Raw genomic sequence first — 26625 nt, 5'->3', positions numbered from 1 at the left:
CGTGTGGTACCAGTGGGGAAGAGGAGTAGTTATCCCACCTGAATCGCCCATCAGGCCGTTTTATGGATTGATTCCGGACAGTCCGGACCGGTCGAGCAGGTAGGCCATCAGCGGTTCGTACAGGTGCGGCGCGACGTTGTCGTCGAGCGGGACGACCACCTCGACCCGACCCTCCTCCGCCGCCACGAACAACGCGGGATCGTTGCAATCCGCCAACCCGATCGTGGAAACACCCGCCTGACCTGCGCCTCCGGCCCAACCGTGGTCACCGATCAGCAGATCCGGGAGCGGCTCGCGCGCAGCCGCCAACTCGGCCAGCATCGCCCGGATGCCGCGCGCGGAGTGGGTGTGCCGGAAGTCTCCCTCGTCGTCGACGACCATCGCCACATCACCCCGGTAGCGGATCGTGCGCCCCTGCCCGCCCTCGGCGGTGGGCGTGCGATAGGCCCACCCGGCGGCGGGGCGCAGGAGCGTACACCCGGCGCCGCGCAGTACCCGCGCCAGTGTGCGGTACCACTCCTGTAGCCCTTTCGGGTGACCCGTGGCCACGATCACCCGCTCGCGGCGCTCGGCGGCCAGCGCCACCCGGTCCGCATACGCGTCCAGGGCGGCGATGGTCAGATCCGGGTCGATGGTGTCCTGGCCGTTGCGGTGCGCCGGGTCGGCGACCACTCCGCAACGACGCGCCATCAGGGCCAGCACGTCGTCCGCGTTCCACCGACCGTCCGGTTCGAGGCCGAACAGGTGCCCGGGGTGCCGCTCGCTCATCAGTCGGTAGTGCCGGAGGTTGTTCTCCCTCGTGGTCGCCACGTCGCCGGCGATCCGGCCGCGCACGAGGTGGGAGCGAAGCTCCGCGGGGGTGGGAACCGCAACGGTCACGCACAGCTCCTTGGGTCACGGGTCGAGGTCACGGCAGGTGTCGGGGGCACCGGATCACAGGTCGAACATCGGGTCGAGACCGTGCGCCGGGAAGACCGCCCGCCGAGTGGCCAGAATTGATTGGTCGGTCCGGTCCGCCGGGTCGTAGCCCGTAGAAAACGGCCGAAAATCGCCGGTCCCGCCGTCGGTCATCCGCTGTGGTCCCGACTCGCGGGTCAACATCCGGACCTCCTCGCGCCAGTCGAGCGGCACGTCCCGGGCGGGATCGATGGGGTGTCCGGCCGCCTCGGCCACCAGGTGGGTCCAGGTGCGCGGGACCACGTCCACCGCCGCGTAGCCCCCGCCGCCGGTGGCGATCCAGCGCCCGCCGGCGTGTGCGTGCGCGAGTGCGTGCAGCGCGGCGTGCGCCGTGCGCTGCGCGTCCACGCTCAGCGCGAGGTGGGCGAGCGGGTCCTCCACGTGGGTGTCCGCGCCGTGCTGGCTGACCAACACGTCCGGGCGAAAGGCGGCGAGCAGCGGCGGCACCACGGCGTCGAACGTGCGCAGCCAGGCCGCGTCGGCGATCCCGGGCGGGAGCGCGACGTTGACCGCGAAGCCCTCGGCGTCCGGCCCGCCGATCTCGTCCGGGAAGCCGGTGCCCGGGAACAGGAAGCGCGGGCTCTCGTGCAGGCTGATGGTGAGCACGCGCGGGTCGTCCCAGAACGCCCGCTGCACGCCGTCGCCGTGGTGCACGTCGATGTCCACGTAGGCGACCCGTTCGGCGCCGAGTTCGAGCAGGCGTGCGATCGCCAGCGCGGGGTCGTTGTAGACACAGAATCCGGCCGCGGCGGCGGGCATCGCGTGGTGCAGACCGCCCGCGAAGTTGATCGCGTGGTCGGCGCCGTCCGGGTGCTCGGGTCCCAGCCACACCGCGTCGGCCGCGGCGATCGAGGCGCCGGCGATCAGCGCGGACACGTCGTGCATGTCCGCGAACGCGGGGGTGTCCTCGGTGCCGATCCCGAACGCCGGGTCGGCGTTTCGGGGGTCGAGCGAGGCGGCGCGCACGGCGGCGACGTAGGCGTCGGTGTGCACCATGGTCAGTTGCTCGTCGGTGGCGATGTGTGGCGTGCGCACCCGCAGTTCCGGCAGGTTGTGCAGGCCGAACGCGCGGATCAGGTCGATGGTCAGGCGCAGGCGTACCGGCTTCATCGGGTGCCACGAGCCGAAGTCGTAACCGGTCATCCGGTCGTCCCACATCACCTGCACGGCTCGACTCATGCGGTCACGCTACCGCCCGGGCCGGCCCGCGATCATCGGTCGTGAGCGGGTTCACCGTGCGGGGCGAAGGCGCGGGCCAGCGGCACCACGGCGAGCACCAGGAACAGCGGCACCAGCATCGCGACGCGGAACGAGGCGAGGTCGGCGATCCCGCCCACGAGCGGGGTGCCGACCAGGAAGCCGACGTAGTTGAAGATGTTGAGTCGGGCCACCGCCTCGTCCGCGTCCTGCGGCGACTGTCGCCCGCCCGCGGCGAACGTCTGCGGGACCAGGACGCACAGGCCCACGCCCAGGATCACGAAGCCGAGCAGACCCACCGCGGCGTGCGGGGCGGCCAGGACCACCGCGAAGCCGGCGGCGGCGACCACGGCTCCGCCGCGGACCACGTTGACCATGCCCCAGCGACGTACACCCAGGTCGCCCACGCTGCGGCCGATCAGTGTGGTGATCATGTACGCGATGTAGGGGACCACCGCGAACGCCTCGGAGCTGTCCAGCACCTTCTCCAGGTAGACCGCGCTCCAGTTGGCCACCGTCGAGTCGCCGATGTAGGCGAACGTCATCACCAGGCACAGCGGGATCAGCGGGCGCCAGGGCAGCCTGCGGGCGGAGCGATCCGGGTCGGCGACCGGCGTCGCGGTGTCGGTGCCCAGGTAGCCGGGGCCGACCACGAGCAGGGCCGGCACGGTGACCACGACGGCTCCCGCGTACATCCACACCAGCGGGACGTCACCCCACGCACACAGCCCGGCGGCGCCGGCGCCGGCCAGGCCGCCGAGGCTGTACGAGGCGTGGAAGCCGAGCATGATGCTGCGCCCGGCCCGGGCCTGGATCGCCACGCCCTGCATGTTCATCGTGGCGTCCACCGCACCGAGGGAGAGCCCGAACACGAAGAGCACGATGGCCAGTTGCCACAGCCGATCGCCCGCACCGACGCCGATCAGGACCGCGCAGACGATCGGCTGGGACACCCTGAGCACCATCCGACTGCCGAAGCGCTTGGCCAGCGCGCCGGCGATCACGCTGCCCACGCCCGCGACGATCGGCACCACCGACAGGACCGCGGTCAGCGTGCCGTCGCCCATGTCGTAGCGGCGCTGGATCGCCGGGATCCGGGTCACCAGGAGGGCGAAGGACGCGCCCTGGATCAGGAAGCACGCGAGCAGACTGAACCGCGCGCGGCGCAACATCTCGTCCTTGGACGGCCCGGCCGTCGGTTCGGTCACCTGCATGGGCGTGCACGCTACCGACGGGTCACTTCGACGGACAGGGGCCGGGAAGATCTTTTGATGAATCGTCAGATTCCGCGGCCCGGCGAACCGGGTGAAATCGGCCCGATTCCCAGCAGCTCCGGCAGGTCGGCCATGTCCTTGAACAACGCGTCGGCGTCCGCCAGCCGCTCCGGCGGGGTCATCGCGGCATAGCCGTGGACGGTCATCCCCGCCGCCCGCGCGGCCTCGACCCCCAGCGGGCTGTCCTCGATCACCACGCAGCGCGCCGGATCGACGCCCATCGTGGCCGCCGCATGCAGGAACAGATCGGGCGCGGGCTTGCCCTGCGCGACGTCCTGGCTGCTGAACCGCACCGCATCGGGAAAGTGCCCGATCAAGTCGGTCCGGGTCAGCGCGAGCCGGATCCGCTCGTGCGTGCCGGACGAGGCCAGGCAGTACGGGACACCCGCGAGGTCGAGTGCGGCGAGCACGTCGGCGACCCCGGCCACGGCCCGCAGTTCGGCCCGAAACCCGGCGAACACCCGCTCGTGGTAGACGTGATCGAAGTCGTCGGGCAGCGTGACGCCGTCCCGCTCGCGCACGATGGTGTGCACGCGGGCCATGGTGCCGCCGAGGTAGTCGCGCAGCGAGTCCTCGTAGCTGGTGGGCACGCCCAGCTCGGTGAGCAGGTCGGCAAGCGCGCGATTGGCGATGGGCTCGCTGTCCACCAGCACCCCGTCGTTGTCGAAGAGCACCAGCTCGGGCTTCACTTGAGGCCCTCGGCGATCTCCTGCGACCGGTTGCTCGCGGCCTCCAGCGCGGCCAGCAGCGCGGCCCGCACGCCGTGGTTCTCCAACTCGCGGATCGCGGCGATCGTGGTGCCGGCCGGGGAGGTCACCGCCTCGCGCAGCAGCGTGGGGTGCTCGCCCGAGTCGCGCAGCATCACCGACGCGCCGATCGCGGCCTGCACGATCAGGTCGTGTGCGGCGGCACGCGGCAGCCCGAGCAGGATGCCGGCGTCGGTCATCGCCTCGACCAGGAAGTAGAAGTAGGCCGGGCCGGAGCCGGACAGCGCGGTGACCGCGTCCTGCTGCTTCTCCGGGACGCGGATGGTCTTGCCGACCGAACCGAAGATCTCCTCGACCCGCGCCAGGTGCTCCTCGGTGGCGTGCGCACCGCCGGAGATCGCGCTCATCCCCTCGTCCACCAGTACGGGGGTGTTCGACATGACCCGCACCACCGGGGTGCCGGCGGCCAGGCGTGCCTCCAGGAAGGAGGTGGTGATGCCCGCCGCGCCGCTGACGACCAGCCGGTCGGCGGGCACGTGCGGGGCCAGCTCGTCCATCAGCGCGGCCATGTCCTGCGGCTTGACCGTCAGGATCAGGATGTCAGCCGCCTTGGCGGCCTCGGCGTTGCCGACCGCCTCCACGCCGTAGCGGCGGCGCAGATCCTCGGCACGCTCGGCCCGGCGGGTGGTGACCAGGAGGTCGCCCGGGCTCTTGCCCGCCCGGATCATCCCGGACAACAGCGCTTCACCGATTTTCCCGGTGCCGACGACGGCGACCCGCTGAGCCATGGCCCCACACTTTCTCGCGTCCGTTGCTCCACCGGAGGCACGCCGGGTGCCTCCAGTGGCCACCGTACGGTACGTACACGTGTCCTATGGGGTGCGCCGGCGCAGGGTCAGCGCACCGAGCCCGAGAGCCGCGAGCGCGCAGCCGGCGACCACCGCGACATCGCGAAGCAGCAGGCCGGAGACCTCGTTCTCGGTGGTCAGCCGGAGCATCGCGTCCACCGCGTAGGACAGCGGGAGTACGTCGGAGACGGCTTCGAGCGCCGGCTGCATCTGCTCCCGCGGCACGAACAGCCCGCACAGCAGGAACTGCGGCAGGATCACCGCGGGCAGGAACTGCACGGCCTGGAACTCGGTGTGGGCGAAGGCGCTCACCAGCAGCCCGAGGGCGAGTCCGAGCAGTGCGTCCAGCACCGCGACGCACAGGATCAGCCAGGTCGGCCCGGCCACGTCCAAGCCCAGCAGCCCGATCGCGAGACCGGTGGCCACGGCCGCCTGGACCACCGCGACCAGACCGAAGGCGAGCGCGTAGCCGCCGATCAGTTGCAGCTTGCCGATCGGCATGGTGAGCAGCCGCTCCAGCGTGCCGGTGGACCGCTCGCGCAGCGTGGCCACCGAGGTGACCAGGAACATCACCACGAACGGGAAGATCCCCAGCAGCGGTCCGCCGATGTGGTCGAACTTTCGCGGGTCGGCGTCGTAGAGCCAGTACAGCAGCGTGAGCAGCACGCAGGGCACGAGCAGCATGAGCGCGATGGTGCGCGGATCGTGCCGCAACTGGGCGAGCACGCGGCGCGCGGTGGCGGTGGTGGCGGTGCCGGTCATGACGCGCTCCCGGAGGCCGAGGCGGAGGACTCTGCCGAGGACTCGGGCGAGGACGAAGGCGAGGGGGTGGTGGAGGTCGAGCCCGGCCCGGCGGCCGCGTCGACCAGTGCGAGGAAGGCCGACTCCGCGTCCCGCGTCCCGGTGCGCGTCAGCAGCGCGGCCGGGGTGTCGTCGGCGAGCAGCGCACCGTCGCGCAGCAGCAACAGCCGCTCGCAGCGCTCGGCCTCGTCCATCACGTGGCTGGACACCAGCAGCGTGACGCCGGTGTCGGCGAGCCGGTGGAACAGGCCCCACAGGTCGCGCCGCAGCACCGGGTCGAGGCCGACCGTGGGCTCGTCCAGGACCAGTAGCTCCGGTGCCCCCAGCAGCGCGGCGGCCAGCGAGACCCGGGCCCGTTGCCCGCCGGACAGCCGGGCCACCGCCGCGTCCTGGCGGTCGACCAGGTCCACCTCGCCGAGCACCCGGTCCACCTCGCTCGCCGCGGCGCCCAGGATCGAGCCGAAGTAGCGCAGGTTCTCCCGCACGGTCAGGTCCGCGTAGACCGACGGCGCCTGGGTCACATAGCCGATCGCGCTGCGCAGCCTGCGGTGTCCGGCGGGCCGGCCCAACACCTCCAGCCGCCCGCTCACCTGCGCCTGCACGCCGACGATCGCGCGCATGAGCGTGCTCTTGCCGCAACCGCTCGGCCCGAGCAGCCCGGTGACGCTCCCGCGCGGCACCACGAACGAGACGTCGTCGAGCACCACGCGCCCACCACGTACGACCCGCAGCCCCTCGGCCCGGATCGCGTCGCCTCCGGCATAATTCATCATGTGTTGAATATGAGCCTGTCGCCGCACGCCGTCAAGCGATCGGGGAATTCCCGTGCACCGGGTCGGCCCGATGAGCCCGAACGCCGAAAGGGGCGTCCCGGCCGCAGCCGGGACGCCCCTTCCGAAAGCGTCGTGGGTCAGTCGAACATCGACACGTCGCGCACCGCACCCCGGTCCGCGCTGGTGGCCATCGCCGCGTACGCCTTCAACGCGGTGCTGACCACCCGGTCGCGGTCGACCGGGCGGTACTTGCCCAGGTCGTGCAGCAGCCGCTCGCGACGCTCGGCCAGCTCCTCGAAGGAGACCTCCAGCTCGATCCGCCGGTTCGGGATGTCGATGGTGATGATGTCGCCGTCCTTGACCAGCGCGATCGTGCCGCCGGCCGCCGCCTCCGGCGAGACGTGCCCGATGGACAGACCCGAGGTGCCGCCGGAGAAGCGCCCGTCGGTGATCAGCGCACACTTCGCGCCGAGCCCGCGACCCTTGAGGAAGGACGTCGGGTAGAGCATCTCCTGCATGCCCGGACCGCCCTTGGGGCCCTCGTAGCGCACGACCACGACGTCGCCCTCCTTGACCCGCTTGGTCAGGATCGCGTCGACGGCCGCCTCCTGCGACTCGACCACCACGGCCGGCCCGGAGAAGGTCCAGATCGACTCGTCCACACCCGCGGTCTTGACCACGCAGCCCGCCTCGGCGAGGTTGCCGTACAGGATGCCCAGGCCGCCGTCCTTGCTGTACGCGTGCTCGACGTCGCGGATGCAGCCCGCGGCCACGTCCAGGTCGAGCGAGTCCCAGCGCTCGGACTGGCTGAACGCGGTGGCCGAACGCACGCAGCCGGGCGCCGCGTGGAACAGCTCGACCGCCTCGGCGGAGGGCGAGCCGCCGCGCACGTCCCAGGTCTTGAGCCACTCGGCGAGCGAATCGGTGTGCACCGAACGCACGTCCTCGTGCAGCAGCCCGGCGCGGTACAGCTCGCCGAGCAGCGCGGGCACGCCGCCCGCGCGGTGCACGTCCTCCACGTGGTACGGCGCGTTGTTCGGCGCCACCTTGGCCAGACACGGCACGCGCCGCGAGAGCGCGTCGATGTCGGCCATGGTGAAGTCCATCTCGGCCTCCTGCGCGGCCGCGAGCAGGTGCAGGATGGTGTTGGTCGAGCCGCCCATGGCGATGTCCATCGCCATCGCGTTCTCGAACGCCTGCCGGGTCGCCACGTTGCGCGGCAGCACGCTCTCGTCGTCCTGCTCGTAGTAGCGCTTGGTGATCTCCACCACCGTGCTGCCCGCGTTCTCGTACAGCGCCCTGCGCGCGGTGTGCGTCGCGAGCACCGAGCCGTTGCCCGGCAGCGCCAAGCCCATCGCCTCGACCAGGAAGTTCATCGAGTTGGCGGTGAACATGCCCGCACACGAACCGCACGTGGGACACGCGGCGTCCTCGATCCGCTCCAGGTCCTCGTCGGAGACCCGGTCGGACGCGGAGTCGGAGATCGCGGTGATCAGGTCCAGGTGCGGACGCACCCGGCCGTCCACCATGACCGCCGTACCGGCCTCCATCGGACCGCCGGAGACGAACACGGCCGGGATGTTCAGCCGCAGCGCGGCCATCAGCATGCCGGGGGTGATCTTGTCGCAGTTCGACACGCACACCATGGCGTCGGCCTGGTGCGCGTTGACCATGTACTCCACGGCGTCGGCGATCAGCTCGCGCGAGGGCAGCGAATAGAGCATGCCCGAGTGGCCCATCGCGATGCCGTCGTCGACGGCGATCGTGTTGAACTCGCGCGGGATGCCACCCGCGGCGGAGATCGCCTCGGACACGATCCGGCCGACCGGCTGGAGGTGGGTGTGCCCCGGTACGAACTCGGTGAAGCTGTTGGCGACCGCGATGATCGGCTTGCCGAAGTCTTCACGCTTGACGCCCGCGGCCATGAGGAGCGCACGGGCGCCCGCCATTTCGCGACCGTGGGTGACCGTCCGAGACCTGAGTTGCGGCACTGCACACACCCTCTCAGCAATTGGTCCGGTGGATCCGGGGTGCTTTCGAGCTTACGTCCGCGAACGGGAACAACGGGGCGGACGTCCACCATGCGACCCGCCGCGGGCCGGTCCCGGGTGGGCGTTCGCCCCACCCGGTCGGCGCTCAGCCGGTCAGATGGCGCTGCAGGATCGGCGCGAGCCGGTCGGCGACGTGTGCCGCCGGCGTCGAGGCGATCGGCTCCAGCCGCAGCACGTAGCGGGTGAGCGCGACCCCCAGGAGCTGGCTCACGCACAGGTTCGCCCGCAGCGCCCCGTCCTCGCCGCCGATCCCCTCGGCCAGGCGCGCGATCAGTTCGGCGCCGACGAACTCGCGAAACGCCGGGTTGCCGTCGTCGGACACCGCCGTGCGCAGGATGGCCAGCAACCGGGGTCCGGTGTCCGGGTGCTCCCACAACGTCACGAACGCCTCGGCCAGGCGCTCGCCGGCGTGCTCGACGCCCGCCGCGAACACCCGGGCGACCAGCGCCTCGGGCTGCAGCGGCAGGTCCATCGCGGCGATGAACACCCGGTCCTTGGGGCCGAAGTAGTGGTGTACGAGCGCCGGATCCACCCCCGCACCGCGGGCGATCGCGCGCACCGAGGCACCGGCGTAGCCGCGCGCGGCGAACTCGGCGCGGGCCGCCTCCAGGATGCCTTCGCGCGTCGCCGAGGCGTCGCCGCGCCGGCCGGGCGGTCGGCCCGGACCGCGCCGCGCGCCGGCCGCGGTTCGCGCCTCAGCCATAGCGCCGCTCCGCCTCCGCCTCGGCCTCGGCCGCCAGGTGCAGCCGGGTGTACGCCAGCGCCTCGGCCAGATCCCCCTCGCGTTCGGCGCGCGAGCCGGCTCGGCGGGTGTTGACCTCCAGCACGATCGCCCCGGCGAACGAGGTGCGGGCGAGGTGTTCGAGCAGTTCCGCGCACGGTTGGGTGCCGCGCCCGGGCACCAGGTGCTCGTCCTTGAGCGAGCCGCTCCCGTCGGCCAGGTGCACATGCCCCAGCCGGTCGCCCATCCGGGCCAACATGTCCAGCGCGTCCGAGCGCGAGGTCGCGGTGTGCGACAGGTCGAGCGTGAAGTGCCGGTAGTCCTCGTCGGAGGGGTCCCAGTCCGGCGCGTACGCGGCGACCTCCTTGTCCCGGTAGCGCAGCGGGAACATGTTCTCCACCGCGAACAGCACGTCGGTCTCGCCCGCCATGCGGTCGATGCCGCGCACGAAGTCGCGGGCATAGCTGCGCTGCCAGCGAAACGGCGGATGCACCACGACGGTCTTCGCGCCCAGTCGCTCGGCCGCGTCCCGCGCGCGCACCAGCTTGGTCCACGGGTCCGTCCCCCACACCCGCTGGGTGATCAGTAGGCAGGGCGCGTGCACGGACACGATCGGCACGCCGTGGTGGTCGGACAACCGGCGCAGCGCCTCGACGTCCTGGCTGACCGGGTCGGTCGAGACCATGACCTCGACCCCGTCGTAGCCCAGCCGGGCCGCGATCTCGAAACCGTCGGCGGTGGACTCGGGATAGACGGAGGCGGTGGACAGGGCGATCTTCGCGTCGGGGACGCGCAGAACCGCGTCCGGCACCCGCGCCTCGGACGTGTCGGCCCCCGTACCGTGGAGTATGTCGTGGTCGGCCACGTCGCCCAGAGTAGAACCATCCGCCGCCGACCCGGCCATATCCCACACATCGGTACGGGCGATCCGCGCGGCGGCCACGCCATCCGGGTGACCGGCCGGCCTCAGTCCATCCAGTCCAACCGCCGCAGGATTATCCCCTCGCGCAGCGCCCACGGACACACCTCCACGGCGTTCACGTCGAACAGGTCCAACGCCGCGTCGGCCACTATCGCGCCGGCGACCAGTTGCGGGGCCCGGCCCACGGACACCCCCGGTAGGGCGGCCCGCTCGCCGGCGGCCATCGCCGCGAGCCGGGGCAACCATTCGGCCAGGCCGGCCCGGCTGAGCGAGCGCTTGACGTAGGGGCCCTCACCCGACGACGCCGCGCCGGCTATCCGGGCCAGTTGCTTGAACGTCTTGGACGTGGCCACCACGTGGTCGGGCCGGCCGAGCCGGCTGAACTCGGCGACCGTGCGGGCGATCTCCGCGCGTACGTGCTTGCGCAGTACCCGCATCTCGTCCGGCGAGGGCGGGTCGGTGTGCAGCCAGGCCCGGGTGAGCCGGCCCGCGCCCAGCGGCAACGAGGCCGCCGCGTCCGGCTCCTCGTCCACGCCGGCCGCGATCTCCAGCGACCCGCCGCCGATGTCGAGCACGAGCAACCGCCCGGAGGACCAGCCGAACCAGCGGCGCACCGCCAGGAACGTCAGCCGGGCCTCGTCGGCGCCGGTGAGCACCTGGAGGTCCACGCCGGTCTCGCGGCGCACCCGATCGAGCACCGCCTCGGAGTTGGCCGCCTCGCGCACCGCGGACGTGGCGAACGGCAGCAGGTCCTCGACGCCCTTGTCCTCGGCGATCTCCAGGGCGGCGGCCATCGTCCGGACCAGCAGATCGACCCCATGCGGGGCGATGCTCCCGTCCGGCTCCAGGAGCTCCGCCAGGCGCAGTTCGCGCTTGTGCGAGTAGGCGGGAAGGGGTCGAGCACCCTGATGGGCGTCGACCACGAGCAGGTGGACCGTATTGGAGCCCACGTCGAGAACACCGAGTCGCATGGTCATGAAGGTAATCCGTCGCCCCCCGCGCGCGAGCGGGGGCGTTCCCTCGGTTGCCACACCTTTGCCCGACGGAGCACCCGGGCGCGAACCGTAGGCTTGTCCCGTGCCTGAGGTAGACCTGGATTTTCCGCGCGCTTGGTTCGAATTCCCCGACCCCGAGGACGCCGATCAGCTCTTTCGCTGCGACCTGACCTGGCTGACCTCGCGTTGGCAGTGCATCTTCGGCTCCGGCTGCCACGGGGTGGTGGCCGGGCGGGCGCCCGACGGGTGCTGCTCGCTGGGCGCGCACTGGTCGGACGAGGACGACGAGACACGGGTGCTGACGTGGGCCGAACGGCTCACGCCGCAGACCTGGCAGTTCCACGACCTGGCCATGGAGCAGGGCGTCAGCGAGTTCGAGGACGGCGACAAGCGCACGCGCCTGGTCGACGGGGCGTGCGTCTTCCTGAACCGGCCCGGGTTCGCCGGCGGCACGGGCTGCTCGCTGCACGCCCTCGCGCTGCGGGAGGGCGTGCACCCGCTGGAGACCAAGCCGGATGTCTGCTGGCAGCTGCCGGTGCGCCGGACCTACGACTGGATCGACCGGCCGGACGAGACCCGCGTGCTGATGGTGACCATCGGCGAGTACGACCGCCGGGGCTGGGGACCGGGCGGCCACGACCTGCACTGGTGGTGCACCGGAAGCACCGAGGCGCACGGCGCGGGCGAGCCGGTGTACGAGTCGTACGGCCCGGAGCTGCGCGAGTTGATGGGCGAGGCGGCATACGCGGTGCTGGTCGCGGCATGTGAGGCCAGGCTGGCGGCCGGCCGGCCGTTCGCCCCGCACCCGGCGGATCCGATCGACTGAGCACGGCCGGGTCGGGCTCGGCTCAGCCGGTCGGCGCGGGGCTGCGTGGTGGCGGCGTGCTCGCGGGGGGTGTGCTCGGCGGCGGGGTGGAGGGGGTCGGCTCACCGGTGCTGCCCTCGATGGTGATCACGGTGCCGCCCGGATCCACCACCATCCTGGCCGTCCACGCGCCCCGCGGGGCCCGCTTGGGATCGACCGAGACGGTGACGGTGTCCTGCTGCCCCGGGGCGAGCGTGCCGTTTGCGGGGCTCGGGCGCAGCCAGGTCGCCGTCGTGCGGGCCTGCCAGTCGACCGGGACCGAGCCGGTGTTGCGCAGCGTGACGACCGTGCGATCACCGGTGTGGGTGGCGCTGACCAGTGGCGGCACGGGAGCGGGCGGCGCGGGCGGCGGGAGGACGGCGACACCGGGCGCGACCACCTCGGCGGCGGGCGAGGCGGGCGCCGGCGCGGAGGAGGTCGGGGCGAAGCCGGGTCCGCGCGGCGCACTCGGGGCGGCGGGGCTCCCCGTCGTCGCCGGCGATCTCGCCGGCCCGATCGGCGGCGAGGCCGTGCCGGGGCCGCCCGGGCTCTCCACCCGTGCGGAGGCGATGGTGACCGCCTTGGCGCCGGACTCGCCGGCGGACCCGCCGGACGCCTGCCACAGGGCCAGCGCGGGCGCGGCGACCACCGCGGCCACCACGACCGCCGCGATCACCGTGGCCCGGCGGCGGTTGCCGCGCTCGACCACGCCGGCCCGAAAGACCGGGAAGCCGGCCCGGTCGAACTCGGCGACCCGCCTGGCGATCTCCGGCGGCCGCTGGGCCGAGCGCCCCTTGCCGACCTCGCCCAGCACCTCGATCCGCAGCGCCGCCGGCGGGGCGATCAGAGCGAGTGCCACCGGCGCCGCCGCCGCACCCGTGGTCGGCGCCAGGTGGGTCGCGGCGCGGCGCACGTGCGGTCCGCACCGCCGACACGTCTCGACGTGCGCGATCAGCCGCTCGCGCAGCGCGCAGGTGAGCCGCCCGGTGGCCAGCTCCCGGCCCTCGGGGCACCCGGATGAGGCTTCGACGCCGGCGATCGCCGCCCGGGTCCGGTCCACCTCCCGACCGGCCGCCAACAGCAGGCTGCGGGCGTGCTGTTCGTCGCAGCCGAGCACGGCGGCCAGACCGCGCGGGTCGAGCCCGTGTCGCACGGACAGTTCGAGCGCCTCGCGCTGCTCCGGCACCAGGCCCACCGCGTCCGGCCAGGCCAGTTCGTCCAGGTCGCCGCGCCGGGCGCAGGGGCGGCCCGCCTCGGTGCCGGGGAACAGATCGGCGGGCTCGTCGGCGCCTGCGGCCAGCGGCGGCAGGCTGCGCTCGTGTGCCCACACCACCCGCACGTCCTCGGGGCGCGCGGTCCCGGTGCCCACCCGCACGTGGGCGTCCAGGCGGACCAGGCACTCGTACCGGGCGAGCGCGTACAACCACGGTTTGAGCAGGTCCAGGTCGGGGAGCCGGCCGATGTGACGATCGGCCAGCACGAACGTGCTGCGCAGCGACTCCGCCGCCGCGTGGTGATCTCGGAGCACCGAGAGGCAGTAGGTGTAGAGCCCTTCGGCGTAGGCGTCGTAGGCGGCGCGTCCCCACGAGAGCACCGCGGCGGGGGGAGCGGAGCAGGCAGCTCCGCCAGGAGCGGCTCCCGGGCCGGTTACCGAATCCGTCACGCTCGTGAACGTAGGTGTCCGAGAGCCGTCGACTCAGGCGATTTGCACTTTCATACGCCTTTCGAGGTCGACAATCATACTTTCGAGTGAATATTCGTCACCTTTGGCCGAATTCTCTCATCGAACATCCACGCGACGAACCCCACCGGTGACCTCCAGCGAAGCGCCCGTCGGAATCGCCGAAAGGATCACCTTCCACCCGGCGGCCGGAGCCCTGTCCGAATTCGCCGAGATCGTGATCGATATCGACTGACCATTGGCCAGCGTCCCGGAATTCGGACTCACCGTGAGCCAATCATTTTCCGCCATGGCCACCGACCAGGTGACCGGCCCGCCGGTCGCGGTGAGCCGGACGGTCTGCGCGGCGCCGTCCGCGCCGAGGTCCACCGCCGTGCGCGACCACGCGAGCGTGCCCCGCGGCGCCGGGTTGCCCGTCGTCTCCAGCGCTCGCGGCCGATTCACCGGCACCCCGCCCACCGACGCGGGGCCGGCCGTCGAAGGCTTGGCGCTCCTGCTGGTGCGGGCGGTCGGCTTCGCGCTGTCGGCGCGCGTACTCGGCACCGCGGTCGGCGCACTCGACCCGGGCGACCTCGACGGGGCGACACTCGACGCGGGCGCGGGCGCGGACACCGTGGGCGGCCGGCCGACCACCGGCTGATCCGGCGCCTCGGACGAACCCAGTGCGACCGGCGAGCCCGCGTCCCCGTCGCCCGGCCGCACCAGCACGGCCAGGCCGAGCACCAGCGCCACGGCCACCGCCCCCGTCACCACGACCGGAACTCGCGAGCGGGGCCTGCCCATCCCCTTCGGGAAACCGCTCCGGTCGACCGGCCCGCCGCCGTCCCACCCGCCCGCGCCCGTCGCCCCGGCCGCGAGCAGCCCGGTCCGGATCGAATACGGCGCCGCGGGCGGTACGGCGGCGGCCAACACCGCCCGCGCGTCCACCTTCCCCGGCCGCAACACCACACAGTCGGGGCACGAGTCGACGTGCAGGTAGAGCGGTTGGCGCAGCGACGCCTCCACCGCCGCGCCCGCGTCCGGCAGCAGCAGCGCGAGTTCGGGGCAGTCCCGCCGCGCGTGCGTGGCCACCGCGTACACCGCGAGCGCGTGCTCGAACTGCTCCCGGGCGCGGATCGACGCCCGCTCCACCCGCCGCTCGGAGAGCGCCAGCACATCGGCCAGTTCCCGCTCGTGCAGGCCATGCCGTACGGACAGGTCCAGCACGATCCGCTCGACCTCGTCCACCGCCCACAACGCGTACGGGACCAGGGGCACCAGGCGCTGTCGATCGGGCACGCTCCAGGCCGCCCCGCCCGCGGCCAACACCTGCTCGACCACCCCGGGCCCACGTCGGTCGGCCGCCGTCAGGGCACACTCGGCCCGGGCCAGCCCGTACAGCAGCGCCCGGGCCCGGCCCGGCTCGCGCAGCGCGCGGATCCGCTCGGGCGCCGCCGCCAGCGTCGCGCGCACCGCCTGTACCGCGACCCCCGGCTCGTATCCCAGCGCCACGCAGAACCCGAACAGGGCGTCGCCATGGGCGTCGTACAGCGCGACGGCATCGGGCGCCGCGCCGCTCACGTCCGTCGTACCCGATCCCTGCCCCGCAACGTCCCCACCCGCCATGCCGCCTCACGGTAGGGAGAACGTCCCATGGTCACCATCGCTTTGCCGGCTCGGTGACAGGATCAAGACATTCCGACCATGATCGATCGGCGGCCGGCGATCGATGTCGGCGCGGGCCGTTAACGTTCCTGGCATGGCCAGGACCACCACGAAGGATCGCCCGTCGTACCGCTGCACCGAATGCGGCTGGACCGGGCCGAAATGGCTGGGCCGCTGCAACGAGTGCCACGCCTGGGGCACGGTCGAGGAGTTCGGCGCGCCCAAGGCCCGTTCGATCGTCGCCGGACCCGTCACCACCGCCGCGCTGCCGATCGGCCGGATCGACGTCCAGGCGGCCAAGTTCCGCTCGACCGGCGTGGAGGAGCTGGACCGCGTGCTGGGCGGCGGCCTGGTCCCGGGCGCGGTCGTGCTGCTCGCGGGCGAGCCCGGCGTCGGCAAATCCACCCTGCTGCTGGACGTGGCCAGCAAATCCGCCTCGCCGGCCGCGCGCACGCTCTACATCACCGGCGAGGAGTCCGCCGCCCAGGTCCGGCTGCGCGCGGGCCGGATCGGCGCGCTGAACGAGGAGCTCTACCTCGCCGCCGAGACCGACCTCGCCGCGCTGATCAGCCACGTGGACGCGGTCAAGCCCGCGCTGCTCGTGGTCGACTCGGTGCAGACCATCGCCTCGCCCGCGATCGACGGCGCGCCCGGCGGCGTGTCCCAGATCCGCGAGGTCACCGGCGCGCTGATCCGCATCGCCAAGGAACGCAACATCGCCACCGTCCTGGTCGGCCACGTCACCAAGGACGGCTCGATCGCCGGCCCCCGCGTGCTGGAGCACCTGGTCGACGTGGTGTTGCACTTCGAGGGCGACCGGCATGCCCGGCTGCGCCTGGTCCGCGCGATCAAGAACCGCTACGGCACGGCGGACGAGGTCGGCTGCTTCGAGCTGCACGACGAGGGCATCACCGGCCTGACCGACCCCAGCGGCCTGTTCCTGACCCAGCGCCAGGAGCCGGTCTCCGGCACGTGCGTCACGGTCACCCTGGAGGGCAAGCGCCCGCTCGTGGTCGAGGTGCAGGCGTTGGTGGCGCCGTCCCAGATCCCCACCCCGCGCCGGGCCACCTCGGGGCTCGACTCGGCCCGGATGGGCATGGTGCTCGCGGTCCTGGAGCGACGCGGCGGGGTGCGGCTGGAGAAGACCGAGATCTACACCGCCACCGTCGGCGGCGTGAAGCTCACCGAACCGGCCGCCGACCTGGCCGCGGCCCTCGCGCTCGCGGGCGCCGCCGCCGACCACCCGCTGCCGTCCAAGCTGGTCGCGGTCGGCGAGGTCGGCCTCGCCGGCGAGATCCGCCGGGCCACCGGCGTGCAGCGCCGGCTCGCCGAGGCATTCCGGCTCGGCTTCACCCACGCGCTGGTGCCGCCCGACCCGGGCAAGATCCCCAAGGGCATGAAGGTGATCGAGGTGGCCGACATCCGCGAGGCGCTGCGCGCGTTCAACCTGGTCTCGCATCGCGAGCGCAAGGCCGACCGCGAGTGAGCGGGCCCCCGCGGGCCGGCCCGGACACGACACGGGCGGTACCGCGCCAGGCCGGCTGGCAACTTTCCGGTGCCCCGAGGAGTGACCACGTGTCGCCTCGGAGATACTCGACAAGCGGAACGGCATGCGCGACCTGTGCCGAAACACGGCTTCGGGCCGGATAAGGCGACCGGTCGGCGGCCGGGAGGCACTAGACTTTTCCACCGATCTTCCGACGTAGCGGCCGACCTGTGTCGACCGCAGGTCCTGAGGCGCTCCCGGCCGTGCATACCGGAGCAAATGCCCGGGTGACGGCCGATGGCCGGCCGAGGATGGCAACGACCACGGGGAGTTCTGTGGCTACGAATGACCGGACCGACAAGGGCACGAGCGCCGATGCGGCCCTCGTGAGGGCCGCGCTGCAGTCCGTGGCCCCGGGCACCGCCCTGCGCGACGGCCTGGAGCGCATTCTCCGGGGCAACACGGGCGGCCTGATCGTGCTTGGTTTCGACAAGACGGTGGAGGCGCTGTCCACGGGCGGCTTCGTGCTCGACGTCGAGTTCTCCGCGACCCGGCTGCGCGAGCTGTGCAAGCTCGACGGCGGGGTCGTGGTCGACCGCGAGTGCACGAAGATCGTCCGGGCGGGCGTCCAGCTCGTCCCGGACCCGGCGATTCCGACGGAGGAGACCGGCACCCGACACCGCACCGCCGAGCGGGTCAACAAGCAGACCGGCTACCCGGTGGTCTCGGTGAGCCAGTCCATGCGGCTGATCGCGCTCTACGTCAACGGCAAGCGGCACGTGTTGGAGGACTCGGCGGCGATCCTGTCCCGGGCCAACCAGGCGCTGGCCACCCTGGAGCGGTACAAGCTCCGGCTCGACGAGGTGTCCGGCACGTTGTCCGCGCTGGAGATCGAGGACCTGGTCACCGTGCGGGACGTGTGCGCGGTGTCCCAGCGGCTGGAGATGGTGCGCCTGATCGCCCGCGAGATCGACGGCTACGTCACCGAGTTGGGCGTCGACGGGCGACTGCTCTCGCTGCAACTCGAAGAGCTGATCGCGGGGGTCGAGGACGACCGCAAGCTGGTCGCCCGCGACTACGTGCCCGAGCGGGCGATCAAGCGCGGCCGGACCGAGGCCGACGTGCTCGCCGAACTCGACGGTCTCGCCCATGCGGATCTGCTCGATCTGCAGACGGTGGCCCGGGCGCTCGGCTTCACGTCGGGCCACGAGGTGCTCGACTCCGCGGTCAGCCCGCGCGGCTACCGACTCCTCGCCAAGGTCCCCCGGCTCCCACCCGTGGTGATCGAGCGGCTCGTGGAGCACTTCGGCGGCCTGCAGAAGCTGCTCGCGGCCAGCGTCGACGACCTCCAGGCCGTGGACGGCGTCGGCGAGGCCAGGGCGCGCAGCGTGCGCGAGGGCCTGTCCCGACTCGCCGAGTCCTCGATCCTGGAGCGCTACGTGTAGCCGCGGTCGTACGCGGGACACAAGAAGGGCCCCGGCGCGTGCGCCGGGGCCCTTCTCGTGCTCGAATGCGGCCGTCCCGCTACTTGCCCACCGTCGCGGTGAACACGAACTCGCCGGACGGCTCCAGGCCCGCCAGCGTGCCCTTGGCCCGGTAGGCGGCCTTGTCCGCGGGAGCCGCCTTGGTCTGGCCGCCGTTGGTGGCGCACTGTCCGGCGTTGGAACGGGTCCAGGCCCAGTCCCGGGTGATCGACACGGCCTGGGCGGCGCCCTGCTGCAACTGCCGCACGTCGGTGGGGGCACCGGCGGCACAGTCGGCCGAGCTCCACAGCCGCTCGTTGCCCGAGAGCACTTCGATGTAGGCGCGGCTCGGCGCGAGATCGACGTAGCAGGTCGGGCCGGACTCGTTGGTGACGATCAGCTTGAGCGCCACGTTCTGCGAGGCGTTGTACGCGCTCTTGCCCGACTCCACCGGCTGGATCTGCACCCGGATCATGCTCGGCGTGCACCAGTTGCCGCCGGCGGGGGGCGCCGCCTTGCCACCGCCGGGCGCGCCGCCACCGGGTGTGGTGCCGCCGCTGCCGGCGCTGCCCGCGGACTGCCCGGCGCTCTGGCCCGATTGCCCTGCGGACTGGCCCGCCGTACCCGCCGACGCGCCGGCGCTGCCCGCACCGGGCGTGCCGGTACCGCCGCCCGGGATCGGGGGATTGGCACCATTGGTCGGGTTGGGCCCCGGCGTGATGGCGCTCGGACCGGGCGAGCCCGATCCGGACGCCATCGGCTTCTTGTCCGAGGCGTTCTTCTTGTCGTCGGAGTCCCCACCGGCAGTACATGCCCAGGCCACCAGCGCGATCAACAGCGCGAGGGCGAGCAGCACGACGACCCGCCGTCGCCAATACACGGTTGACGGCAGGTGACCCACGGGACGGCGCATCGAGTCCACGCGCAAACTCTAGGGGAGATCGTTACGCCGTCCGGTGTAGCCACACCGTCGAAAGCGTTGGAATTTCGCGTCGTGTCGCGGCCGAAGAAGCCCTGGTCGCAGGCCTATTCCGGCATTTGCGGGCAGAAGCCACCGTCACCCGCCCGAGTGACCTCGCGTAACGTGCGAGGATCGGGGAGAGATGTCACACGCACTGCACGAGCCGATCCTCGACTGGTATTCGGCCAATCAACGCGATCTGCCCTGGCGCACCCCCGACGCATCCGCGTGGGCGGTCGTGGTCAGCGAGTTCATGCTGCAACAGACCCCCGTGTCACGGGTGTTGCCGGTCTACGACGCCTGGCTGACCCGCTGGCCCACGCCGGCCGCGCTGGCCGCCGACGAGCCGGGCGAGGCGGTACGGATGTGGGGCCGACTCGGCTACCCGCGCCGCGCGTTGCGGCTGCACGGCGCGGCCGTCGCGATGGTCGAGCGCCACGACGGCGAAGTCCCCTCCGCACACGCGGATCTGCTGGCGCTGCCGGGCGTCGGCGAATACACCGCCGCGGCGATCGCCTCGTTCGCGTTCCGGCAGCGGCACATCGTGCTGGACACCAACGTGCGCCGGGTGATCGGCCGGGCGATCGACGGCGTGGAGTACCCACCGCAGGCCACCACGCCGGCCGAGCGGCGCACCGCGACCACACTGTTGCCCGCCGCCGCGGAACGTGCCGCGACCTGGGCGGTGGCGATCATGGAACTGGGCGCGTTGGTGTGCACCGCGAAGTCGCCCAAGTGCGTGGGCTGCCCGATCGCCGCCCTGTGCGCATGGCGACTGGCGGGCAAACCCGCGTACGAGGGCCCGCCCCGGCGCGGCCAGACCTACGCGGGCACCGACCGCCAGGTTCGCGGTCGGCTGCTCGCGGTGCTGCGGGAGAGCGCCGGACCGGTCTCCCAGGCCGCGCTGGACGCGGTGTGGGACGAGCCCGTCCAACGCGCACGGGCGCTGGACGGGCTGGTCGCGGACGGACTGGTCGAGCCGCTCGCGGCGGGCGTGTACCGGCTGCCCGCCGGTCCGCTCAGTGGCAGTACCGCTTCTCCGCATCGATCGGATTCGTCGGAATCCGCATCGAGTTCCGTTTCGGCGACCCGATGAGGTTCTTCCAGAATCGCGATACCGACATGGGTTCCCGGGTCGCTTCCCGGAGTTCGCGAATACCGCCGCAGTTCAATGCCCGCCGAGCCGCCTCGACCTTGGCCGGATCGACATTGCGCAGGTCCAGTCCGGTACCCGGCTCGGTGAAGTCGGCCAGAATCCATTCGATGTAGGTCAGCTTGTCGTGCCCGGACCGGGTGCGATAGTCGAGGTCCAGGTGCGCGCCGAGCGGATTCGCCAGGCCGAAGATGTCGATCGCCAGTCCCGAGGTGGGCACCAGCACTGCGGGCTGCCCGAGCGCGCCGTAGACCACCGAGTCGGTGACCGGGACGTGGTACTTGAGCGGCGCCGAGCGGAAGTCGAAGTTCAACATCCAGAACTTGTCGGGCTCGTGGTAGTAGGTCAGGTAGACGAACTGCGCGCCGGGCGTCGCGGTGTCCTTGCGCCACTCGGTGCCGACGCCTTCGAGCCGCTTCACGAAGGCGTCGCGGTAGGCCTTCGAGGTGACCGGGTTCCGCTCGCCGGTCCAGGTCACGTACCACGAGCGGGTGTCCTCGATGTTCTTCGGACCGAAGCCCTGGTACGGCACCCGCATCGAGGCCGCGCAGATCACCGACCACACGGCCAGCCCCGCCGCGGTGCTCGCGTACAGCCGCTGCAACGGCAGCACCAGGACCGGCAGCAGGAACGCGAACGTGCCGGGCAACAGCAGTCGGGCGTGCATGAAGTCGCCGCCCACCACGATCACGTAGCCGAGCAGCACCGCGCCCACCACCAGCGCGGTCGCGGTCAGCACCCGGATCCGGTAGCGCTCGAAGTCGCCGATCGAGCGGCCCACACCGACCAGCAGACCGACCGCCACCACGGTCAGCAGCAGCGGCGCCCAGATGTTGTACGGGCTCGCGTAGTCCTCGAAGTAGGTCCAGCCGCGACCGACATCGGTCTTGGTTCCCTCCTTGGCTATCGCCGTGTTGGGCAGCAGGACGCCGTAGTAGCCCATCCGGAAGATCTGGTAGAGCACCGGGAGCAGGCCGCCGCACAGCGCGAGCAGGGCCAACCGCTTGCGGGAGGGCCGCAGCAGCAACCACGCGGCCACCGCGAAGACGATCGTGCCCAGCGCGAGGTCGGGCCGCACCAGCACACCCATCCCCAGCGCGAACGAGGTCCACGCCTGGCGCGCGAGGGAGCTGTCCCGGTCCAGCCGGCCCAGCAGCAACCAACTCGTGCCCAGCCAGACGAAGATCAGCCCCATCTCCAGGCCGGACGTGGCGAAGTCCCAGAACGGCGGCAGCGCGGCGATCACCAGCGCCCCGGCAGGCAGCGGCCATCCACCACCCGGAAGGTCGCGGTACAGCCGCCGCGTGCCCATCGTGGCGATCGCCAGACCGGCGACCGCGCACACCAGTGAGCCGTACACAGCGACGGCGACCAGGTCGATCCCGGTCACCCCGCCGACCAGCGCCAGCAGCCACGGCCACAGCGTGGACGTGGCCGCCTCGGCGCGCTCGCCCACGTTGAAGTTGGGCCCGTTCCCGTCCAGGATCTGCTGCGAGACGCGGACGAAGATCAGCCCGTCGTCGCCGATCCAGCGTCGCCGGAAGGCGGCCAGTCCGAGCAGCAGGGCCGGGACCAGCACGACGGCCAGGGCCCATCCGGTCCGCGCGTCCGGCCGATACCACGGCCTTTTTCGCGACATTTCCGGATCGGCATTCTCCGTGCCCTCGGTCGCATTCTTTTCGACCAAGGCGTTTTCTACGCCCATCGCCTTGCTCCCGAGCTCTTGTCGTCCCGCACACCGATCGGCGGCATAATATCATCGTGGAAATAGCCGGCGGAAATTGACCCTCATCGATGTTCGGCAATTCGATCGAAAACTGTATCGACGATCCGAGCGGCGCGCGCCATTTCGGCGATCATTATTTTCCAACGCAACGGAACAACCGGGCAAACGGATTGCAATGCGCATGCCGACGGACCGGCCCGGGTGCCGCAGCCCCCGCGCCGCGGCCGAGCCCCGCCGGCCCGCCGACCCGACCCGCCGGCCCACCGCACTCCGGCCGCGACCGACCCGGAAACCTTTGTGTCCCGAATCCCGGCGCCCGGTGCGGGGCCCGCGAATACTGGGTGTGCACACGCCCATCACGGAACGCGATACGGCTCGATCGTGGGCGCACACCGATGGAAGGGGGACGCGGTGACGGAGGAAGCCGGACGCGACGAGTCCGCGGCGGGCGACGCGATCCGCTGCATGGGGTGCCAGGGCACCGGCCTGGACACCTCCGGCCGGGTGTACCGCAGCCGGCATCGCGAGGTCTCTACGATCTGGGCCGGCACCCGCTGTCCGCACTGCCGAGGCACCGGCTGGCTGCGCAACGGCCCCACAGACCCCCCTGAGGGCTCCCTCGGCGGCCCCTGGCGCACCGGCAGGTGACGGCCCACCCGGACGCCGGACCGTGGCCGCCGGACACGGCCTAATCGGGCACGGCGGACCGCAGGTATCGGCGGAAGCCCTGAGCCGTGGTCCCGAAGCCACAGGCCCGGTAGAACTCGTGCGCCTCGGGGGTGTCCGCGGCCAGGAGTTGCAGCTTGTAACACCCCGCATCGGCGGCGAGCGTGCCGGCGGCGGCCAACAACCGGCGCCCGGTCCCCTGTCTGCGGCACGTAGCCGCCACCACGACGTTCTCCACGAACATGATCGAGTGCCCGCCCCGGGTGAGGTTGGGCAACACCACGCAGTCGGCGGTGCCGACGATGTCCCCGTCCCGATCCGCGACCAGCACCGTACGACCGCGCTGCGTGGCGATGTCCGCCCAGATCAGATGGGCGTCCTCGATCGGCAGCGGCACGTCGTCGGGATGGAATTCGGCGTACAGCGCGAGCAACCCGGGCAGATCCCGAGCCGTCGCAGGGCGGATGGTCATGGTCATACCGAAAGCCTACAAATCTCGACCCGCTCACCCCGGGTGCGCGCCGACCCGGCCGTCGCGCAGCCGGCCATCGGCCATCGGACATCCGTCATCGGTCGTCGGTCATCGGGAACCGACACGCCCGCCCGGCTCTCGCCCCACTCCCTCCCAAAGCGTCCCGAGCAGCGCGGATCCTCCTCTCGGTAACCGCTCCAGCCCGACTGGTCACTCACCCATTCGGGTGAACCCCGCCGGGCCCGCTTGTCGGCCGGCACGGGTTGCATTCCCGCTGATGACAGCGCCGCGACGGGCACTCGGCCGGCACCGCCCCGACCGCCTCCGGTTGTCGCTTCGGCCGAATCGCCGTCTGCTGGTGATCGGAGCTCCCACACGACGACCGCCATGTCGCGACACCCCTGCCGCGACGCCGGGAACAGGAGCGTTGGCTCGTGAAGACGAATGTCACCCCGCAGGAACTCATCGGCCGCAAGGTCGTCGATTCCGAAGGCAACAAGATCGGGACCATCGGTCAGGTGTACCTGGACGACCGCACCGGCGAGCCGGAATGGGTCACCGTCAAGACCGGCATGTTCGGCGGACGCGAGAGCTTCGTGCCGCTGGGCCCGGCCGACATGCAGGGCGACGACCTGCGTGTGCCGTTCGACAAGGAACTCGTCAAGGAGGCGCCGAGCCTGGGCACCGACGAGCACCTCTCGCCGGAGGAAGAGGCCCGCCTCTATCGCCATTACAGCGTCACGCCGTCCAGCGGCATGACCCGCACCGAGACCTCCCAGGGCACCGGCACCGGCACCGCCGGTACGGCCGCCGGAACCGCCGGAGCGGCCGGTGCGGCCGGCACCCAACGGCGGGCGGACATGTCCAAGTCCCAGCTCGCGGGTTCGGACGACGGTTACGAGGAGCTGACCGGCAAGCACGATCCGTCGGTGCGCACCAACGACCCGCCGACCGGCCGCGACCGGACCGCGTCCACCACGGCCACCGGGCTCACCGGCACCACGACCGGCCGGCACGCCCGGTCGGGGATGGACCCGGATGCCAAGGCAGGCATGGCGTCCTCGACCACGGCCCGCCCGACCGGGTCCGGCACGGGCACCGCCCGGGCCGCGTCGATGTCCGGCAAGGCCGGAGCCGACGACGCGATGACCCGCTCCGAGGAGCGGCTGGACGTGCACGTCGAGATGGTCGAGACCGGGCGCGTTGCACTGCGCAAGGTGATCGAGACCCAGCAGGTGGAAAAGGTCGTGCCGGTGATGCACGAGGAGTGGGAGATCGTCCACGAGCCGATCGACAGCTCCAACCGCGGCGCCGCGCTCGACGGCCCGGACATGCGCGAGAGCACGCGCGAGATCGTGCTGCACGCCGAGCGGGTCGTCGTCCGCAAGGAGGTCGTCCCGATGGAGCGCATCCGGCTGGTCGCCAAGCAGGTGCAGGGCGAGCAGCGGGTGACCGAGGAGGTCCGGCGCGAACGCATCGAGTTGCACGACGGGGACAAGGTGCAGGTCCTCGACGGCAAGGGCGAGCGACTGGACAAGAACGAGCGCATGGACAAGAACAAGAACATGTAGGCCCGTTCCGCTCCGCCTCCCGCGAAGCCCCCGATCGCCCCGCCCCCGGCACGTCCGCGACGGCGGCCGGGGGCTTCGGCCGTGTCCGGGGGCGACTGGCACGACCGGGGGAAATCAGCGGGAAATCACCTCTTCCACCCGGCGTTACTCGCCAGTAGGGTCCGAGACATGGACCTCACGGTGTTCGCCATTCCGGCTTTCACCCTCCTCCTGGTCGTCGAGTGGGTGTCGTATCGCTTCGCCCCCGACGACGACGAGCGCGGGTACGCGGTGAAGGACACCGCGACGAGCCTGACCATGGGCCTCGGCAGCATCGCGGCCGGGCTCGGCTGGGGGTTGTTGACCGTCCTGACCTGGGACGGGCTGCACGAGCTCACCCCGCTGCGGCTGGGGCACACGTGGTGGGCGTGGGTGCTCGTGATCGTCGGCGTGGACTTCTTCTACTACTGGGAACATCGCGCCGGACACGAGATCCGGCTGCTGTGGGCCAGCCACGTCGTGCACCACTCCAGCCGGCACTACAACCTCTCCACCGCGTTGCGACAGACCTGGACCGGGGCGCACCACATCGTGTTCATCGGGCCGATGTTGCTGCTCGGGTTCCCGTTGGCGATGGTGGTCACGTCCTTCTCGATCAACCTGCTCTACCAGTTCTGGATCCACACCGAGCGGATCGACAAGCTCTGGAAGCCGATCGAGTACGTCTTCAACACCCCCTCCCACCACCGCGTGCACCACGGTTCGAACCGGCAGTACCTGGACCGCAACTACGGCGGCATCCTGATCCTGTGGGACCGGCTGTTCCGCAGCTTCGAGCCCGAGGGCGAGCCGGTGAACTACGGGCTCACCAAGAACATCGAGACGTACAACCCACTGCGGGTGGCCTTCCACGAGTACGCGGCCATCGCGCGCGACGTCCGGGCCGCGGGCACCTGGCGGGTGCGGTTCGGCCGGGTGCTGCGCGGACCCGGCTGGCAGCCCGCGACCGAGGCGGTCGAGGCGTCGGCCGTCGCCCGGGCCGGCGCGTGAGGGCGCGTGCGCTGCTCGCCACGTACCTGACTCTGGGCGTCGCCGACACGGTGCTCGCCGCGAGCGGTGTGGACGGGCCCCGCTGGGTGACCAAGACGTTGCTGATGCCGGTGCTGATCGCCTTCGTGTGGGTGGCCGCACGCCCCGGTGCGCGGCCCGACCTGCGGCTGCCGATCGGCGCCCTGGCGGGTGGGTTCGTCGGCGACGTCGGGCTGCTCGTGGACCACGACGCGACCTTCATGATCGGAATGGCCGGGTTCGCGGTCGGCCACGTCTGCTACCTCCTGGCCTTTCGGCGCATGGGCGGCACGCTCTCCCCACGCCGGGCCGTCGGGTACCTGCTCGCATGGGGCGCGACGATGGCGCTGGTGTGGCGCAGCCTGGACGACCTCCTGGTGCCGGTGCTCGGCTACAGCCTGCTGCTCACCGCGATGGCGGCGTACGCGGCGGGGGTCGGCCGGCGCACCGGTCTCGGCGGCGCGTTGTTCCTGCTCTCGGATGCGGTGATCGCACTGGGCATCGCCGACGTGGACCTGGTGCCCGGTCAGGACGCGGTGGTGATGCCCACCTACGTGGCGGCCCAGTTGCTCCTCGCCCTCACGTGGGCGACGTGGCCGTTCGCCCGCCCACACGCCGACGAGGCGGTGGACCGTCGGTCCACCGCCTCGTCGGGCTGATTCGGC

At 71.9% G+C, this 26625-nt stretch carries 24 protein-coding genes; 8 read left to right on the top strand and 16 right to left on the bottom strand.

Features of this window, described 5'->3' with window-relative positions; translation table 11 throughout:
- Positions 1 to 60: 60 nt before the first annotated feature.
- The 11 genes from ACZOOI_RS16375 to ACZOOI_RS16325 form a co-directional block, all read right to left on the bottom strand.
- Entirely contained in the window at positions 61 to 879 is an 819-nt protein-coding gene (locus tag ACZOOI_RS16375) for a phosphatase (protein WP_465276567.1), read from the bottom strand.
- Positions 880 to 933: 54 nt separating this feature from the next.
- Entirely contained in the window at positions 934 to 2136 is a 1203-nt protein-coding gene (locus tag ACZOOI_RS16370; protein ID WP_465276566.1) for an acetoin utilization protein AcuC, read from the bottom strand.
- A 32-nt stretch (positions 2137 to 2168) separates the two neighbouring features.
- Complete coding sequence (locus tag ACZOOI_RS16365; protein WP_465276565.1) at positions 2169 to 3368, bottom strand: MFS transporter; 1200 nt, start codon at positions 3366 to 3368, stop codon at positions 2169 to 2171.
- A 65-nt stretch (positions 3369 to 3433) separates the two neighbouring features.
- The gene (locus ACZOOI_RS16360) at positions 3434 to 4117 is read right to left on the bottom strand and encodes an HAD family hydrolase (protein ID WP_465276564.1); all 684 of its coding nucleotides are present in this window, start codon (positions 4115 to 4117) and stop codon (positions 3434 to 3436) included.
- The gene (gene proC / locus ACZOOI_RS16355) at positions 4114 to 4923 is read right to left on the bottom strand and encodes a pyrroline-5-carboxylate reductase (RefSeq protein WP_391586470.1); all 810 of its coding nucleotides are present in this window, start codon (positions 4921 to 4923) and stop codon (positions 4114 to 4116) included. The genes ACZOOI_RS16360 and proC overlap by 4 nt, the downstream gene beginning before the upstream one ends.
- A gap of 84 nt (positions 4924 to 5007) precedes the next feature.
- On the bottom strand, positions 5008 to 5745 hold the full coding sequence (locus tag ACZOOI_RS16350) for an ABC transporter permease (protein ID WP_465276563.1): 738 nt from the start codon (positions 5743 to 5745) through the stop codon (positions 5008 to 5010).
- The gene (locus ACZOOI_RS16345) at positions 5742 to 6557 is read right to left on the bottom strand and encodes an ABC transporter ATP-binding protein (protein WP_465276562.1); all 816 of its coding nucleotides are present in this window, start codon (positions 6555 to 6557) and stop codon (positions 5742 to 5744) included. The genes ACZOOI_RS16350 and ACZOOI_RS16345 overlap by 4 nt, the downstream gene beginning before the upstream one ends.
- Before the next feature lie 137 nt (positions 6558 to 6694).
- A complete protein-coding gene (gene ilvD, locus ACZOOI_RS16340; protein WP_391586467.1) occupies positions 6695 to 8548 on the bottom strand; it encodes a dihydroxy-acid dehydratase in 1854 nt (617 codons plus the stop codon).
- Positions 8549 to 8693: 145 nt separating this feature from the next.
- A complete protein-coding gene (locus tag ACZOOI_RS16335; RefSeq protein ID WP_465276561.1) occupies positions 8694 to 9311 on the bottom strand; it encodes a TetR/AcrR family transcriptional regulator in 618 nt (205 codons plus the stop codon).
- Positions 9304 to 10272 (bottom strand): sugar phosphate isomerase/epimerase family protein, encoded by a 969-nt coding sequence (locus tag ACZOOI_RS16330; protein ID WP_465276560.1) that lies wholly within the window; start codon positions 10270 to 10272, stop codon positions 9304 to 9306. The genes ACZOOI_RS16335 and ACZOOI_RS16330 overlap by 8 nt, the downstream gene beginning before the upstream one ends.
- Positions 10273 to 10295: 23 nt before the next feature.
- On the bottom strand, positions 10296 to 11222 hold the full coding sequence (locus ACZOOI_RS16325; RefSeq protein WP_465281213.1) for a Ppx/GppA family phosphatase: 927 nt from the start codon (positions 11220 to 11222) through the stop codon (positions 10296 to 10298).
- Between the two features lie 106 nt (positions 11223 to 11328).
- On the opposite strand from ACZOOI_RS16325, the gene ACZOOI_RS16320 reads away from it, so the two are divergent.
- On the top strand, positions 11329 to 12072 hold the full coding sequence (locus ACZOOI_RS16320; protein ID WP_465276559.1) for a DUF3109 family protein: 744 nt from the start codon (positions 11329 to 11331) through the stop codon (positions 12070 to 12072).
- Between the two features lie 22 nt (positions 12073 to 12094).
- Here ACZOOI_RS16320 and ACZOOI_RS16315 read toward each other — a convergent pair whose 3' ends face one another.
- A complete protein-coding gene (locus ACZOOI_RS16315; RefSeq protein ID WP_465276558.1) occupies positions 12095 to 13753 on the bottom strand; it encodes a BACON domain-containing protein in 1659 nt (552 codons plus the stop codon).
- A gap of 117 nt (positions 13754 to 13870) precedes the next feature.
- Positions 13871 to 15376: a BACON domain-containing protein gene (locus ACZOOI_RS16310; RefSeq protein ID WP_465276557.1), complete on the bottom strand. Its 1506-nt coding sequence runs from the start codon at positions 15374 to 15376 to the stop codon at positions 13871 to 13873.
- Between the two features lie 133 nt (positions 15377 to 15509).
- On the opposite strand from ACZOOI_RS16310, the gene radA reads away from it, so the two are divergent.
- Together radA and disA are read left to right on the top strand one after the other, a co-directional pair.
- Entirely contained in the window at positions 15510 to 16901 is a 1392-nt protein-coding gene (gene radA, locus ACZOOI_RS16305) for a DNA repair protein RadA (RefSeq protein WP_391586462.1), read from the top strand.
- Positions 16902 to 17236: 335 nt separating this feature from the next.
- Positions 17237 to 18346 (top strand): DNA integrity scanning diadenylate cyclase DisA, encoded by a 1110-nt coding sequence (disA, locus tag ACZOOI_RS16300; RefSeq protein ID WP_465276556.1) that lies wholly within the window; start codon positions 17237 to 17239, stop codon positions 18344 to 18346.
- A 79-nt stretch (positions 18347 to 18425) separates the two neighbouring features.
- Here disA and ACZOOI_RS16295 read toward each other — a convergent pair whose 3' ends face one another.
- Positions 18426 to 19286: a hypothetical protein gene (locus ACZOOI_RS16295; protein ID WP_465276555.1), complete on the bottom strand. Its 861-nt coding sequence runs from the start codon at positions 19284 to 19286 to the stop codon at positions 18426 to 18428.
- Positions 19287 to 19467: 181 nt separating this feature from the next.
- Between ACZOOI_RS16295 and ACZOOI_RS16290 the strand changes: the two genes are divergently transcribed.
- Complete coding sequence (locus ACZOOI_RS16290; protein ID WP_465276554.1) at positions 19468 to 20421, top strand: HhH-GPD family protein; 954 nt, start codon at positions 19468 to 19470, stop codon at positions 20419 to 20421.
- Here ACZOOI_RS16290 and ACZOOI_RS16285 read toward each other — a convergent pair.
- A complete protein-coding gene (locus ACZOOI_RS16285) occupies positions 20345 to 22117 on the bottom strand; it encodes an arabinofuranosyltransferase AftB family protein (RefSeq protein ID WP_465276553.1) in 1773 nt (590 codons plus the stop codon). The genes ACZOOI_RS16290 and ACZOOI_RS16285 overlap by 77 nt on opposite strands.
- 498 nt (positions 22118 to 22615) lie before the next feature.
- Between ACZOOI_RS16285 and ACZOOI_RS16280 the strand changes: the two genes are divergently transcribed.
- Positions 22616 to 22852: a hypothetical protein gene (locus tag ACZOOI_RS16280; protein ID WP_465276552.1), complete on the top strand. Its 237-nt coding sequence runs from the start codon at positions 22616 to 22618 to the stop codon at positions 22850 to 22852.
- Between the two features lie 40 nt (positions 22853 to 22892).
- On the opposite strand, the gene ACZOOI_RS16275 is transcribed toward ACZOOI_RS16280, so the two are convergent.
- Positions 22893 to 23348: a GNAT family N-acetyltransferase gene (locus ACZOOI_RS16275; RefSeq protein WP_465276551.1), complete on the bottom strand. Its 456-nt coding sequence runs from the start codon at positions 23346 to 23348 to the stop codon at positions 22893 to 22895.
- A 428-nt stretch (positions 23349 to 23776) separates the two neighbouring features.
- Here ACZOOI_RS16275 and ACZOOI_RS16270 point away from each other — a divergent pair, with 428 nt between their 5' ends.
- The 3 genes from ACZOOI_RS16270 (at position 23777) to ACZOOI_RS16260 (ending at position 26619) form a co-directional block, all read left to right on the top strand.
- The gene (locus tag ACZOOI_RS16270) at positions 23777 to 24913 is read left to right on the top strand and encodes a DUF2382 domain-containing protein (protein WP_465276550.1); all 1137 of its coding nucleotides are present in this window, start codon (positions 23777 to 23779) and stop codon (positions 24911 to 24913) included.
- A gap of 168 nt (positions 24914 to 25081) precedes the next feature.
- Positions 25082 to 25942, top strand: a complete 861-nt coding sequence (locus ACZOOI_RS16265) for a sterol desaturase family protein (protein WP_465276549.1) — start codon at positions 25082 to 25084, stop codon at positions 25940 to 25942.
- Positions 25939 to 26619, top strand: a complete 681-nt coding sequence (locus ACZOOI_RS16260; RefSeq protein WP_465276548.1) for a lysoplasmalogenase — start codon at positions 25939 to 25941, stop codon at positions 26617 to 26619. Before ACZOOI_RS16265 ends, ACZOOI_RS16260 begins: the two co-directional genes overlap by 4 nt.
- The last annotated feature ends 6 nt before the right edge of the window (positions 26620 to 26625 follow it).

This window comes from Embleya sp. L77, assembly GCF_055557415.1.
Note: the sequence above shows the minus strand (reverse complement) of the source record. Positions and strands in the feature narration are given on the sequence as shown.